General features: G+C 34.8%; 14 protein-coding genes. 7 read left to right on the forward strand and 7 right to left on the reverse strand.

Translation table 11 applies throughout. From position 1 onward, the window contains the following. Nucleotides 1–3 precede the first annotated feature (3 nt). The 4 genes from narK (at nt 4) to NSQ69_RS10725 (ending at nt 3861) form a co-directional block, all read left to right on the forward strand. Entirely contained in the window at nt 4–1173 is a 1170-nt protein-coding gene (gene narK, locus NSQ69_RS10710) for a nitrate transporter NarK (protein ID WP_002031603.1), read from the forward strand. Nucleotides 1174–1440: 267 nt separating this feature from the next. Beyond that, nucleotides 1441–1638 (forward strand): PspC domain-containing protein, encoded by a 198-nt coding sequence (locus NSQ69_RS10715; protein ID WP_000737853.1) that lies wholly within the window; start codon nt 1441–1443, stop codon nt 1636–1638. Nucleotides 1639–2114: 476 nt separating this feature from the next. Beyond that, nucleotides 2115–2858, forward strand: coding sequence for an amidohydrolase family protein (locus tag NSQ69_RS10720; RefSeq protein WP_002127101.1), 744 nt, complete (start codon nt 2115–2117; stop codon nt 2856–2858). An 85-nt stretch (nt 2859–2943) separates the two neighbouring features. Then, nucleotides 2944–3861 (forward strand): AEC family transporter, encoded by a 918-nt coding sequence (locus NSQ69_RS10725; protein WP_088265723.1) that lies wholly within the window; start codon nt 2944–2946, stop codon nt 3859–3861. A gap of 223 nt (nt 3862–4084) precedes the next feature. On the opposite strand, the gene NSQ69_RS10730 is transcribed toward NSQ69_RS10725, so the two are convergent. The 7 genes from NSQ69_RS10730 to NSQ69_RS10760 form a co-directional block, all read right to left on the reverse strand. Then, a complete protein-coding gene (locus tag NSQ69_RS10730; RefSeq protein ID WP_002127104.1) occupies nt 4085–4555 on the reverse strand; it encodes a precorrin-2 dehydrogenase in 471 nt (156 codons plus the stop codon). Further along, nucleotides 4548–5258, reverse strand: a complete 711-nt coding sequence (locus NSQ69_RS10735; protein ID WP_002127105.1) for a sirohydrochlorin chelatase — start codon at nt 5256–5258, stop codon at nt 4548–4550. Before NSQ69_RS10735 ends, NSQ69_RS10730 begins: the two co-directional genes overlap by 8 nt. Continuing rightward, complete coding sequence (locus NSQ69_RS10740) at nt 5255–6679, reverse strand: uroporphyrin-III C-methyltransferase (protein WP_088265722.1); 1425 nt, start codon at nt 6677–6679, stop codon at nt 5255–5257. Before NSQ69_RS10740 ends, NSQ69_RS10735 begins: the two co-directional genes overlap by 4 nt. A 214-nt stretch (nt 6680–6893) precedes the next feature. After that, nucleotides 6894–7208, reverse strand: a complete 315-nt coding sequence (gene nirD, locus NSQ69_RS10745) for a nitrite reductase small subunit NirD (RefSeq protein WP_002127109.1) — start codon at nt 7206–7208, stop codon at nt 6894–6896. A gap of 15 nt (nt 7209–7223) precedes the next feature. After that, entirely contained in the window at nt 7224–9629 is a 2406-nt protein-coding gene (nirB, locus tag NSQ69_RS10750; RefSeq protein WP_341099232.1) for an NADPH-nitrite reductase large subunit, read from the reverse strand. A 251-nt stretch (nt 9630–9880) separates the two neighbouring features. Continuing rightward, complete coding sequence (gene ric, locus NSQ69_RS10755) at nt 9881–10588, reverse strand: iron-sulfur cluster repair di-iron protein (protein ID WP_078203217.1); 708 nt, start codon at nt 10586–10588, stop codon at nt 9881–9883. Nucleotides 10589–10790: 202 nt separating this feature from the next. Beyond that, nucleotides 10791–11615, reverse strand: coding sequence for an excalibur calcium-binding domain-containing protein (locus NSQ69_RS10760; RefSeq protein ID WP_078203218.1), 825 nt, complete (start codon nt 11613–11615; stop codon nt 10791–10793). Nucleotides 11616–11823: 208 nt separating this feature from the next. Between NSQ69_RS10760 and exsG the strand changes: the two genes are divergently transcribed. The 3 genes from exsG (at nt 11824) to NSQ69_RS10775 (ending at nt 14309) form a co-directional block, all read left to right on the forward strand. Beyond that, entirely contained in the window at nt 11824–11976 is a 153-nt protein-coding gene (gene exsG, locus NSQ69_RS10765; protein ID WP_000395676.1) for an exosporium protein ExsG, read from the forward strand. A gap of 249 nt (nt 11977–12225) precedes the next feature. After that, nucleotides 12226–12435, forward strand: coding sequence for a hypothetical protein (locus NSQ69_RS10770; RefSeq protein WP_002085943.1), 210 nt, complete (start codon nt 12226–12228; stop codon nt 12433–12435). Nucleotides 12436–12698: 263 nt separating this feature from the next. After that, nucleotides 12699–14309: a lipase family alpha/beta hydrolase gene (locus NSQ69_RS10775; RefSeq protein WP_370671436.1), complete on the forward strand. Its 1611-nt coding sequence runs from the start codon at nt 12699–12701 to the stop codon at nt 14307–14309. The last annotated feature ends 4 nt before the right edge of the window (nt 14310–14313 follow it).

A 14313-nucleotide genomic window follows, 5' to 3' on the forward strand; every position in this document is an offset into this window, starting at 1 on the left:
AGGATGAAAAGTCCTAATTTTCAATTAAGTTTACAAACTTCTAATCTAGTTATCGGTTTTATGGTATGGGTTATCTTATCATCATTAATGCCATATATTAAAGCGGATATTCCATTAACTGCGGGACAAATTTCTATGGTCACAGCAGTACCGGTTATTTTAGGTTCTATTCTTCGCATTCCAATTGGTTATTGGACAAATCGTTACGGAGCAAGAAAATTGTTCTTTATTAGTTTTATACTTTTATTATTCCCTGTCTTTTACATTAGTGTTGCCAATTCTATGATGGATTTAATTATTGGTGGATTATTTGTAGGGATTGGTGGTGCTGTATTCTCTGTAGGAGTAACTTCTCTACCGAAATACTTCCCGAAAGAGAGTCACGGTTTTGTAAATGGTATTTACGGTGTGGGTAACGCTGGAACAGCAATTACTTCATTTTTAGCACCTGTAATTGCGACATCAGTTGGCTGGAGAACAACAGTACAGTGTTATTTAGTTTTACTTGCAGCATTTGCACTTATGAACTTTTTATTAGGCGATCGTAAGGAAAAAAAGGTGAATACACCATTAATGGAACAAATAAAAGGTGTATATAAAAATGAAAAACTTTGGTTTCTATGTATCTTTTACTTTTTAACATTTGGATCATTTGTTGCATTTACAGTATATTTACCAAACTTTTTAGTATCTCACTTCGGATTAGAGAAAGTAGATGCAGGCATGCGGACAGCTGGATTCATCGTATTAGCAACAATGATGCGCCCGATTGGTGGTTGGCTCGGTGATAAATTTAATCCATTTAAAATATTAATCTTCGTATTTATCGGCTTAACACTATCTGGTATTGTTTTATCATTCATGCCTAGTATGAACGTGTATACATTTGGTTGCTTACTAGTTGCATTCTGTGCAGGTATTGGAAATGGAACAATCTTTAAGCTTGTTCCAATGTACTTCTCTGAGCAAGCAGGGATTGTAAATGGGGTTGTGTCAGCTTTAGGTGGATTAGGAGGGTTCTTCCCACCATTAATTTTAACGTTACTATTCCAACTAACAGGTCATTATGCAATTGGATTTATGGCGTTATCAGAAGTCGCTCTTGCTTGTTTAATCATTACAGTATGGATGTATAGCCAAGAGAAGCTGTTAGTGATGTTAAAGAATCATTAATAAAGAAAAAGAACCCTCCTAAAGTAATCTAGGAGGGTTCTTTTAGTAATAGGCTTCGATATGTTTTTTATTGCTAACTTAACAAACACTTGTATTCTAAAATAATGTGGTTTAAAAATGAAAAACAGAAGTTTTATGGAATTTTATGTTAAAATATAGATATCAGATGTTATTCAATTAAAGGGTTAGTTAAAGAAAGTTTAAATCTCTTCCGAAGGTAGAACTAATTTTTAGCATACAAATATTTAATTGGATCGGGGTGTTTAGATGAAAAAATTATATAAGTCCACTCAAGATAAACAAGTATCAGGTGTATTAGGTGGCTTAAGCGATAAGTATGGAATTGATGTAAGTATCCTTCGAATAGTAACTGCATTATCAGCCTTTTTTACTAGTGGATTTACGGTGTTACTTTATATAATAGCTGCAATTGTTTTGCCTACAGATAAAGATATTAAGAGATAAATGTATGAACTTAAATCTAATTCCACAATCGAGAACTCTGTTTTTTGTCTATTGAAAGTTTCCAAAGTAAAAGCAACAGTACGATTGTTATAAGACTGAAATGAACAAACGAAAAATCCTCATAAAACATTCGGAATATATCGAGAACGAAAATAATAACTTTTGAATTAAACGATGACTATTGATCGCTAACGAATCGATAAATAGTCGCCATTTTCTAAGAAACTATATATGAATATATAGAAATATCCAGAAATTTTAAAAATATATGAAGGTATTTATAACAAGAAAAAATTTCATATTTTTTAGGGCCAGATTTTTTGGTAAGGCTAATGGATATTGTGAAAAAGTCCACTTAAAATAAAGAATAAAGTTTAGGTCGATAAGATAAAATTATGAATTTGTATAAATAATCCATAATTTTCTTTATGAGTCATATTTGATATGTTAAAGAAAAGAGAGGGGAGGGAAATGAAATGAGAATTTTTGATGCACATTTTCATATTGTTGATTTTAATTTTCCGATTATTGAGAACCAAGGGTATTTTCCACCCAACTTTGTTGTAGAAGATTATCAGAATGAAACTCCTAATTTGAATGTAATTGGTGGAGCGATCGTATCTGGTTCTTTCCAAGGGTTTGATCAAGAATATTTATTAAAGGCACTAAAACAGTTGGGTTCAACATTTTGTGGCGTAACACAATTACCTTTTACAGTGACGGATGAAGAAATACTAAATTTAAATGAAAATGGGGTAAAAGCATTACGCTTTAATATTAAAAGAGGTGGTTCAGAAGATTTATCGAAGCTGGATTACTTTGCTAGAAGAGTTCATGATTTAGTAGGATGGCATAGTGAGCTTTATATGGATGCAATAGAGTTGCCCGAAATTGCATCCACTATAGAAAAGTTACCAGCTATATCAATTGACCATTTAGGGTTATCAGAAGAAGGTTTACCACATTTATTAAAACTAGTTGATAAAGGGGTACATGTGAAAGCTACTGGTTTTGGTCGTGTCGAATTAGATGTTGAGAATGCCTTAAAGTCGATTTATGAAGTTAACCCAGATGCACTTATGTTTGGAACAGATTTACCATCTACAAGAGCAAAAAGACCTTTTGAGTATGGAGATATCAAATTGATTCAACAGCTATTTGATGAACAAGCTACCGATAAAATCCTGTATACGAATGCTTTCAAATGGTATTTTGGGTAGCGTCAGGGGCTACATTTGAATTAACTGTATCCATATTTAGTAAAGAGTTTAATCCAACTATAATGTATTTAGAATGGGGTATTAAATGTTTGTTTTTATTATATTAGACGTGATATTAACAATATTAATATTGATTCTAATTGGTGCAATCTTACAAAGAAAGTTCCAATTTAACTTAAAGCAGCTATCTACACTTATTACTTATTGCTTGATGCCAGCGGCTGTATTTGTGAATATATATGATATTAGTATAGAAACAGGTTTGTTGCTCCAGATAATATACTATTTAATACTTTACAGTCTGAGTGTGATGATAGTAAGTCATTTCATTTCAAAAACATTAAAGTTAGAAAAAGGAGAAAGTGCAGCTCTAAAAAATAGCATTTCGTTAATGAATTCCGGTAATTATGGATTACCAGTAAGTCAATTGATTTTCAGTCACAATCCAGTGGGGGTTTCCATTCAGATTTTCATTGTGATTTTCCAGAATCTTTTAACTTATTCATACGGGATATATAACTTACTATCAGCAACAAAAACAATCGGAAGTATTATTCAATCATTTCTAAGACTGCCTGTATTTCATGCACTCATATTAGGGGTTCTCTTTCAATCTTTTACAATTCAAATACCTAATTCTATCTTTCTACCTCTTAATCAGCTTGCGAATAGTTTTGTTGCAATAGCACTCATATTGCTAGGAGCGCAATTATCCAACATTAAGCTTAATTTTTTCCATCGAGTCATAACATGGGCTTTAATTGGAAGATTATTGATGGGACCATTATTAGCACTTGCCATGATATACCTACTAAACATTGATGGTATTGTTGCACAATCATTATTTATTGCAAGTTCTTTTCCTACTTCAAGAAATACAGCAACTATTGCTATGGAGTATCAAATAGAGCCTGAACTACATGCACAAATCGTTTTATTTTCAACACTTTTCAGCATTATTACAGTAACTGTCGTTATTTATTTGTCATATATTTTGTTTTGAATATACGTGCAAAAACGGATAGACTTGAGGCGGTAAATGATGGACGGGAATCCCATCGATATGAGAAGAAAACAGTCTTTGATATATTGGGTGTCGTTTACAATTGTACCATGTCTGATAATCAAGCGGCTTAATTCAAAAAAGGAACCAAAACAAAAAGAACAAACGCTTCTAAAAAACGTTTGTCCAAAGGTAATTACTATTTTAGCTAGGAAATAGATTATTATTTGTGAGTACGAGAAAGCTTTTTTATAAGTTTAGGAAATATAGATGTTAGTTCCTGCTTCAAACGCTTTGTAAACGATGGATCCTTACCGGAAGTTGAAATCGTTACAATATATTCATTATTTCGGATGACACCAGGTGTGTGAAAGGATGATGCTGTGCCATCACTTACAACGTTAACCCATTGGAAATCATGTGCGGCTTGTTTGACCATCATATTGACATCATGTTGATTTGTAGCTGCATAAATAAGGTGAGCATCTTTAATATCATCATTACTAAAAGTTTTTTGCTTCCAAGTAATATAAGGAAGTTCCTTCATTTCCTCGCAAATCTCTGGGCTGATAACGGTGACAAAAGCGCCTGTATCTTTTAATCCAGACGCTTTCCGATATGCGATTTTACCACCACCAACTATAACAACTACTTTTTTATCTAAATTAAACATAAGAGGGCACATGTTATACATACACACATTCCTCCATTCGTTCTAATAATGTTAACTTCATATATGTATCAAACTGAAGACAGTTGCAAGTCGTGATGTGATCATATTTTTTTGTATGCAACTTAATTTTTTGAAGCAACAAACCGGTAAAGAGAAGGTAGGGCATGACATATACATGGGACGCAGTCGATGTTATCGTCTTGAGCTCAGCAGTAAAAGAGGGCGCTCCTTTCGTTAAAAAGGAGCACGATACTGGCATACCGAGTTTTCGTTCGACCGCTGCTCCGATTTGTTGTAACTCATGTATTGGCTGTGGATCACTACTGCCTCGTCCTACGAGTAAAACGCTACTATCTTGCTTTGGCATAGTTTCACGTATTCTTTTCACTACAAGTTCAACCATATGTGGATGCGTACTAAAAGGTGGTACAACTGAAAATGTTATTTGAGGATATTTCTTTTGTAGTTGCTCTATTTCAAAAGGAATATCACGTTTATAGTGAGCTGCTGCAAATAATAAAACAGGTACAATCATTATTTCAGTTGCACCCTCTAGTATTGCTTCTGTAACTGCATCCGAAATGGTAGGTGTCGTTAGTTCTAGAAAAGCTATTTTTTGACTCCTTTCGTTACGTTCTTTCATAACAGATTGAATAAAGTGAATGAATTGTTCATTACCTTCTCGCAGGCGACTACCGTGTCCAACATATACAATTCCTTTCATCGTACCACCAAATCTTTCTTCATAATCATGTCTTGTAATTGCTCATCTACATTATGAAAACCAACTTTATTCGCATAGTGTAACGTTGGAATGTCGGTATACGAGAAGGGAAGAGTAAGAATATCGATAAAGCCAAGTCGTTTTATTTCTGCTAGAAACGTATCAATAGAAGCACGTCCTTCAAATACAATGCTATCCCATGAGAATTCAGAAAGCATACGAGAATGGACTTCATCGAAACGATGATCAATTGTATACTCATGAGTCATCATATAGGAGCCAGCACCAATTTTCTCTTGAATAAAAGCAATTCGATTAATATTTCTGCTTAAATAAATAGTTGTACCGGAAGAGAACTCTGCTTGTTTACTTAGTAGCCCATATTGCATAAGTTTTTCTTGAGTGGCAACGTTCATATACTGCAGTTTCGCCTGTAAGGAACGAATATCTTTCTGGTGTTTACTACATGATCGCATCAAGATTTCTACACTTTCAGCTGAACAAAATACAAGGCGATCAACGTTAAAAATTTCATTGATTTGTTCAGATGTTAATGTGTATTCTTCCCTTTTGAAAGTTGGAATTTGATATGTTTCTGCACCGCATTCTTGTAACTTTTGCTTTATGAAACTGGTTTTATTTGTTGCGGATGCAAATAAAACTTTTTTACCATGCAATGGTTTACGTTCTTTCCAAGCGATTTGATCCCGTAAGGAAACGACATCACCAACAATTGTCATAGAAGGGTTAGAAATATTTTCGTTTTTGACGATAGGAACAATGGTTGAAAGTGTTCCTGTGACAACGCGTTGCTTTCCAGTTGTACCCCACTCAATGACTGCTACTGGCGTATCGTCTTTTTTTCCTGCTTGTAGTAAGTTTTCGCAAATTGTAGGTAAGTTTTTTATACCCATGTAGTAGGCAATTGTGTCGCTATTGTGGGATGAATTATATTTTCCATGATCGGTTAAAGGACCTTTTGCATGCCCAGTTAGTAAAGTAACGCTATTACTGTAGTTGCGGTGGGTGAGGGGGATACCTGCATAGCTACTAGCGGCGATGCTAGATGTAATACCTGGTACAATTTCATATGGAATGTCCGCTGCTGCTAAAGTTTCTGCTTCTTCACCAACACGGCCAAAAATAGATGGATCTCCGCCCTTTAAGCGGACAACGATTTTTCCTTCTTGTGCAAATTGAAGGAGATGAGCGTTAATCATTTCTTGTCTCATAGTATGATTCTTTGGCATTTTTCCGCAATAAATAAATTCACATGTTTCTTTTGAATAATTAAGAAAGAAAGGGTTTAATAAACGGTCATATAAAACGATATCTGCACGCTTTAAGCAATCTATCGCTTTCTTTGTAATAAGCCCTTCATCACCTGGTCCTGCACCAACTAAATATACATATCCGTTCATAATCGCACCTCATCATTTTTTATTTAAAAGGAAGCCAGAGGAGGCTTCCTTTCGTAAATTACATGTTTATCCCGCTATTTGCCGGGCAGTAAGACTCCTACCTCAAAATTCAGCGAAAGCAAAGTAGTTAGGTGGGGATCAACTGTCCGTAAAAGCCCGATTGGTGAGGGCTAATAATCAGCGGGGGATGAACCAATCCCTGCTGATTAAAGTTTCACTTTATATAAATGTCACCGTCAATAACTTCTACTTCGTACGTTTGAATACAACCGTCATCCGGTTTTTGGACTTCACCTGTTAGTAATGAAATTTTCCAATCATGTAGTGGGCAAAAGACGAATTCCCCAGATACAATTCCTTCCGCTAACGGTCCGTTTTTATGAGGACAACGATTTTCTACAGCTCGAATATCGCCATTTGAAAGGCGGAATAGGGCGATAGACATACCTTTCATTTGTACCTCTTTACCAATTTGAATAGGAAGGTCTTCCGCACGCATAACTTTTATTTTTTCTTTCGTTTGTATCATATAGATCACAGCTCCTTATTTCACAGTTTCTACTTCATACATCGCTTTTAAAGACTTCGTTTCTAGTGCTTGTCCCCAAGCTTCCGTATATGTGCTACGAGCTGTTTGGAAACGTTCATTTAGCGTAGTAATCATACTTGCATCTTGTAGTATTTCTTTTATGTGATCGAAGCCTAAACGTTCTGTCCAGTAGGCAGTACGCTCTCCGTAAATACCAGTTTCACGATAATACTGCATGTAAGCTGTAGCGATGCGAAGGACATCGTCTTCAGTAGGGACGATCATTACAAAATCAGCTTCACGTACTTCCGTACCACCATTTCCGCCGATATACAGTTGGAATCCATTTTCAACACACACAACGCCGAAATCTTTCGTCAGTACTTCCGCACAGTTACGTGGACAACCCGTTACACCCATTTTCATTTTATGAGGTGTATCTACCATTTCTAATGACTGTTCAAGGAGCATACCAAGTCCTAAAGAATCTTTCGTACCGAAACGACAGAAGCGAGAACCAACACATGATTTTACATTACGAAGCGATTTTGAGTACGCATATCCAGAAGTCATATTTAAGTCAGCCCATACGTTAGGTAAATCTTGTTTCTTAACACCATATAAGCCGATTCGGCTCGCACCTGTAATTTTCACAAGAGGAACGTCATATTTTTTTGCGACTTCAGCAATTTTCATTAAATCATCTGCGGTTGTAACGCCTCCGTACATACGTGGAATAACAGAGAATGTACCATCATGCTGGATGTTACCATTCATTCTTTCATTAACGTAACGGGATGATTTATCATCTACATATTCTTCCGGAATCGCCATACGTAAATAGTAATTTAAAGCAGGACGACATTTCGAACAGCCGTCTTCATGTGCAAAACCGAGTACATTTCGTACTTCTTTTGGCGATTTTAAACCTTTCTCGTGAATGGCGGCTACGACTTCGTCACGTGATAAAGTTGTACATCCGCACATACCAGCAGACTGCGCAGAAGCATCAAAAGCATCTCCGAGTGTATGAGCTAGAACTTGTTCCACAAGCGGACGACATTTACCACAAGACCCTGCGGCTTTCGTGCATCCTTTAACTTCTTCAAAAGTAGTTAACTCTTGTTCTAAAATGGCATGAACGATTGTACCTTTCGTAACGCCATTACATCCACAAATTGTGTCATCCGCACTCATTGTAGCAACGTCAAGTTCACTTTCTTCACCAGCTTTGTGAAGAAGGGAAGCGGCTGTATATTCTTGTATATCTTCTTCTTTCTTTAACATGCTAAAGAGGCGTGTACCATCAGTTGCATCACCATATAAAACGATACCGACGACTTTATTGTCACGAATTAATACTTTTTTATAGGAACGTTTACATTCATCAAAGATTGAAATTGCTTTCGTTTGATCATCTTCATAAATTTGACCAGCAGAGAATAAATCACAACCTGCAACTTTTAACTGTGTACCGACGATGCTGCCCGTATATCCATTAGTTTGTAAATTCGTTATATGTTTTGCTAATATTGCGCCTTGTTCATAAAGAGGGGCAACAAGTCCATATGCGATACCGTCATGTTCTGCACATTCCCCAACTGCATAAATGGATTCATCATTTGTTAGCATATAGTCATTGACTACAATGCCGCGATTTACAAGTAAACTAGCATCTTTTGCTATTTGAGTATTTGGGCGTATTCCGACAGCCATTACGATTAAATTACAATCTACAACTTCACCATCTTCAAATTGAATGCCCTCAACATGGTCTGTACCAAGAATCTTTACAGTTTTCTTTTCCATTAGAAACTTCATGCCTTGCGTTTCTAAATCTTCACGCAATAGGGAAGCTGCTTTCGTATCTAGTTGTTGTTCCATTAAGCTAGGCATTAAATGAACAACATGTACGTCCATTCCTAAGTCAATAAGACCTCTTGCGGCTTCTAAACCGAGTAATCCACCACCAATGACAACGGCCTTTTTCTTTTCTTTAGCGGTATCCATCATAAATTGTGTATCTTCAATTGTTCGAAATCCTGTTACACCAGGAAGGGTGGAACCTTCAACTGGTAAAATAAAAGCACTAGAACCTGTTGCGATAATGAGTTTGTCGTATGTAAGAGTACGATTTTTTTCTGTGACAATGACCTTTTCTTCGCGGTTAATACTTTGAACTCTCTCGTTTGTATATAAAGTTATTTCGTTTTCTTCGTACCAACTATATTCATTCATAATGATATCTTGCATATTTGTTTTGCCTTGTAGAACATGAGAGAGCATAATGCGATTGTAGTTTGGATGTGGTTCATCTCCAAAAATAGTAATCTCATATGAATCACTATCATGTTTTAATATTTCTTCCATACAGCGTATTCCAGCCATACCATTTCCAATCATAACTAAACGTTTTTTCATATTCATTTCCCCTTTTATGTGAAATGCTGAACAAAATATTATATTCTCATTATAGAAAATCAAAAAAGGGGAAGATGTGATATTTATCACATTTTTATAATGATTCACAAATTGTTAAAATTCGGATTTATGTGAAGGGAGAAGCGAAAGAGAATTTGGTGATATGGGTAGAGGGGGAGGGGAAGTATAAATATTTTTCACACAATGAAAAAGCAGGACATGAGCATTTATACTCATGTCCTGCACTTTATTTATGCTTTTGTAATTGCACGCGGAAATAAAATATTATTTTCTAAATGAATATGCTCAAATAAATCAGATTCAATGGCTTCAAGGCGCTGGTAAACAAGGCGATAAGTGCCGCAAGCTCCTTCTGGTGGAGTAAAGTCATTTGTCACCTTACGAAGTTCTTTAATAATATTGCCAGCGTGGTTATGTTCATCCTCCAATTCGTCTACTACTTTACGTAACTTTGCATAGTTTTCATCAGTTGGATTTTGTTCGAATTCTAAAATTAACGGGAAATCTTCCGTTTCTTCTTTAATTAAATGTTGTTCTAATTCCATTTTAAGTTCATGAAATAGTTTATGAATTTGAGCTAAATGAGGCTGATTTGCTCCATGAACGCGTAATACTTTCGTCACATAGGGACTTAGCTGTGGCAACTCTTCATTTAAATAGCGATGATGCTTATTAATCACATAATCAATCAATTCACGATATGAAGCATTTTTCCAATCAATTTCAGATTCATTTAATAGTTTCGTATTATTATAAAGTGTATTTAACTCTGTAATTACCTCTGTTGCCGATAAATTTCTTTCATTAATTGCGTCAATAAGTGGTCTACTACCACCACAACAAAAGTCTATTCTATATGATTTAAAAAAGTCACTAGCTTTCGGGAATTGTGTAACAATCTCACCGATAATTGAAGTTTCAGTAAATGTATGTTTCATATGAATGCCTCCATAAAGTTTAAATGTAATATCTAAATTAAGAATAGCGTTAAATTAAAATCAATGTGGTGATTTAAATCACTTATTATGTGTCATTTTTGAGAATAATAAAATGAGTTTTATAAAAGGGAGAGGGAGGGTAATTTGTCGCAATAGTTTCTGATAATAAAAAAAGAAGCTTACTAGAAGCTTCTTTTTACTACTATTTTTCACATGCAACTCCATCGCCATCACGATCAAGTTTAGAGCTATAACCTGGTTGATCTCTATATAATGGAGCTTTTCCAGCATTTTTAACTTCAGTACAATTTTTGTAAGTTACATTACTATTGTTACTTGCAGCTGGTTGTGTTTGAGCTTGCTGTACTTTTTGCTGATCCTCTTGTTGTTTGCGAGCTTGTTCATCAGCCTGGCGTTTTTGCTCTTCTTGTTGTTTACGAGCCTGTTCATCAGCTAGACGTTTTTGCTCTTCTTGTTGTTTACGAGCTTGTTCATCAGCTAGACGCTTTTCATCTTCTTGCTTAAGAGCTTGCTCTTCGGCTTGGCGTTTTTCATCTTCTTGTTGTTTACGAGTTTTTTCGTCCGCTTCTTTCTTTTCTACTTCCTTTTTCTTTTTGTCATCTTTTTTCTCTTCACTATTAGAAGCGACTTGTTTATTCGTTACTGTCGTTTTTTCAGAAGAAGGACTTGAAATACCTGATAGCGCAACAAAAATGACAAATAAAACAGCTGTAATTATAAATTGCTTTTTTGCTACACCGGTTTTCTTAATTACAGATAAGATTGCTAGAACAAGGAAAAATATAAATAGAATGAAACTTAAAGTAGAAAAAAATTCTACGACTGGGTGTTCAGATTTTGTTGAGCCAGTCATTATTAATATAATTGAAATCATAAAAAGAATAACAGTAGGACGACCATATTGTTTTGCTTTTCCATTTTTCTTAAAGAATGAAATGATACATAAGATTAAAAGAATAAAAGCTATAAAAAATAAAGCTACACCAATATTACTCAAAACTGCCATTTTCATACCTCCATTTGTAAGATTTTCTCTATTGATTATATAGGGACTTATTGGATATTACACGTTTTATATTAATTTAGAAAATTAATATTTTTAATAGATGTATAAACGTTTATTTAGTATATAAGGAAAAATAGATATATTTACTATTACATTTTAAAAGAGATTTCATAAATTATAGTATATCGATTGAAAGGAGGAGATTTGAATGGAATTTCAATTATTAGTGAATTGCGTGTTACAAGAAGGGAATGCTTACTTTTTAGTAACAAAAGTAGACGATGTTATTACGTTGAAAGTGCCAATTACAGCAGGAGTAGCAGGTTTATTCTTAGCTTTAGGTGTACCAAGATGTTCTTAATTTAGCTTTTGATAGTAAAAGGATGAGGGACAAGCCTTCCCCTTTTACTATTACATAATTTTTTTATGTAAACTAAATAAGACTTTTTAAGTTTTTTAATATTATTTTTGCCATAGCACGTTTAAAACGGACATGCATATACTATAATGTTTCATTGGCCTTTGATGATGAACGATAGTTTTAAAAAGTGTATCGAAAGTAGAATTGATATTCTTTTCAATAATGAAAATAGAAGAGGTGCTAGTATATATGAAAAGACGAACGTATGATATTCCAGTCGTATTACGAAGAGAATGGTTTTTAATAGAATTAGCGCATTTAACAAAAAAATATGGGATTGAAATAGCAACTAGTAAAATAGAAGATGCACCATTTCTAAGAGATCAAGTTACAGAATTCAAAATAGGAGCGGGTTTGCAATACGATAAATATGATGATGAGTACATCATCGAGTTTTAAACAAAGAAGCTGCGTATAAAAGGTTATTAAAGAGACCTTTTATACGCAGTTTTTTTTGTAAAGAGAAAGCTTTATTGAGAAATATTCAAAACGCTTATTGTAAAAAGGAATGAAGAAATGTTGAGAGAATAACGTTTGATAAGAAAGGAATGCGGCTATTAATTTCTTATTATATTGTAACGTAAAAGTAATTGATTAAATGGAATTTAAAACAATTGGTGTTCAACGGAATGGCAGCGTTTTCTTTCAGGAGAAAAAGGGGGATGTTAATGGGAATTATGAAAAGGAGTATCGCATTATTTATTGTACTTTGTTTTATGAGTCCGCTGGTTTTTAGTGCAAATGTACACGCGGAGGTTGTAACAGAGCTTAAGACTGGCTTTCCAGATCAAGAAGTATTTACTCCTGGAGAATGGTTTTTAGGTCAGAAACCTGCTAATTATGATGAGAATAAAACACCAATTCTCTTTGTACAAGGAAGAAATGGTAATGCGGATAGTTGGTATGGAAAGACAGTATATCATGAGATGAATGATATGTACGATTATGCTTTGAAAGCAGGCTATCAAACTGTATTTATTCAATTATATGATGCCGCGGGCAAAGGATCAGCTAGCCAATGGGACAATGGAAAATTGTTAGCACAAAAGCTTGAAGAGATTTATAATCATTTTGGCAAAAAAGTAAATATTGTAGCTCACAGTAAAGGTGGTATTGATACACAAGCTGCGTTAGTTGGATATGGAGCGAATCGATTTGTTGGAAATGTTATTACTCTTGCCACTCCGCATTACGGATCCAATTTAGCGGATTTATCATATAGTTGGTGGGCAGGATGGCTTGCCTCTATATTAGGTCAAAAAGATGATGGGACATATTCATTGCAAATAGGTGAAATGGCAAAGTTTCGTTCTACAATAGATAATAATCCTGCAGCTAAATTAAACCGTTACTATACGGCTACTGGGACAAGCTGGGGACCTGTTTTTTCAGCACTATCTATGGGCGGGTTGTATTTGTCATCATACGGTTCTAATGATGGATTGGTGAACGAATGGAGTGCTAAGTTACCATATGGAACACATTTATTTACAGATTCACGATTTGATCATGATAATATACGAAAAGGTTCAGCCGTTTTCGCACGAATTGAACCATATTTACGGACAGTAAATGTGCCAGTACCAGCTTTATTAGCCCCGAGTAATAGTTCAGAGGATAAGGTAGAACAATTAAACACAACTTCTAATCAAGCTATTTTAGGAGGAGAGTTGTCACAAAATGAGTGGGTAGGACAAACTGTCGCAGTTGATAAAAAAGCAGAAGGGGTAGTTTCTATTTTAACAGCTTCTTCAGATGTAGAAATACAACTAATATCTCCAAAAGGAAAAGTTTATACAAATAAAGATAGTGCTGTATCTACTGGTGAAGGTGAATCTCTCTTTAAAGGAGCCACTATAAGAACATTTAAATTTGATAAAATGGAAGCAGGAGAATGGCAAGTTAAAATGATGGCGAAGCAGCCGAAAGATGCATATTTAATCGTGACCGATTACAAAAAAGATGCTCCGTTCGTCCTTCAAATGCCGGCAAAGGTTAAAGTAAATAAAGCAGAGTATAAACTCAAAAAATCACCTGTAGCTCCAGAAATGAAAGGCGATCTTTCAGTAACAGTACGAGTAATTAATAAAGATGGAAAATTAGTTTCTGAATCAAATGAATCGAAAAACATTAATACAACTACATTTACAGGTGCTTTGAAAAATATAGAACAGCCAGGTGTATATAACGTTACAATTGATATGAAAGGAATGAATAAGGAAGGACAACCTTATAATCGTACGATAGTTAAATCGGTTTATGTGGAGAAGTAGGAAA

The sequence above is a fragment of the Bacillus sp. FSL R10-2201 genome, from assembly GCF_038008665.1.
Lineage (GTDB): Bacteria > Bacillota > Bacilli > Bacillales > Bacillaceae_G > Bacillus_A > Bacillus_A mycoides.

Excerpts from the sequence above, each read along its gene's own strand:
- narK (WP_002031603.1), top strand. The coding sequence starts at position 4 with ATGAAAAGTCCTAATTTTCAATTAAGTTTACAAACTTCTAATCTAGTT.
- NSQ69_RS10715 (WP_000737853.1), top strand. The coding sequence starts at position 1,441 with ATGAAAAAATTATATAAGTCCACTCAAGATAAACAAGTATCAGGTGTA.
- NSQ69_RS10720 (WP_002127101.1), top strand. The coding sequence starts at position 2,115 with ATGAGAATTTTTGATGCACATTTTCATATTGTTGATTTTAATTTTCCG.
- NSQ69_RS10725 (WP_088265723.1), top strand. The coding sequence starts at position 2,944 with ATGTTTGTTTTTATTATATTAGACGTGATATTAACAATATTAATATTG.
- NSQ69_RS10730 (WP_002127104.1), bottom strand. The coding sequence starts at position 4,555 with ATGTATAACATGTGCCCTCTTATGTTTAATTTAGATAAAAAAGTAGTT.
- NSQ69_RS10735 (WP_002127105.1), bottom strand. The coding sequence starts at position 5,258 with ATGAAAGGAATTGTATATGTTGGACACGGTAGTCGCCTGCGAGAAGGT.
- NSQ69_RS10740 (WP_088265722.1), bottom strand. The coding sequence starts at position 6,679 with ATGAACGGATATGTATATTTAGTTGGTGCAGGACCAGGTGATGAAGGG.
- nirD (WP_002127109.1), bottom strand. The coding sequence starts at position 7,208 with ATGATACAAACGAAAGAAAAAATAAAAGTTATGCGTGCGGAAGACCTT.
- nirB (WP_341099232.1), bottom strand. The coding sequence starts at position 9,629 with ATGAAAAAACGTTTAGTTATGATTGGAAATGGTATGGCTGGAATACGC.
- ric (WP_078203217.1), bottom strand. The coding sequence starts at position 10,588 with ATGAAACATACATTTACTGAAACTTCAATTATCGGTGAGATTGTTACA.
- NSQ69_RS10760 (WP_078203218.1), bottom strand. The coding sequence starts at position 11,615 with ATGGCAGTTTTGAGTAATATTGGTGTAGCTTTATTTTTTATAGCTTTT.
- exsG (WP_000395676.1), top strand. The coding sequence starts at position 11,824 with ATGGAATTTCAATTATTAGTGAATTGCGTGTTACAAGAAGGGAATGCT.
- NSQ69_RS10770 (WP_002085943.1), top strand. The coding sequence starts at position 12,226 with ATGAAAAGACGAACGTATGATATTCCAGTCGTATTACGAAGAGAATGG.
- NSQ69_RS10775 (WP_370671436.1), top strand. The coding sequence starts at position 12,699 with ATGTTAATGGGAATTATGAAAAGGAGTATCGCATTATTTATTGTACTT.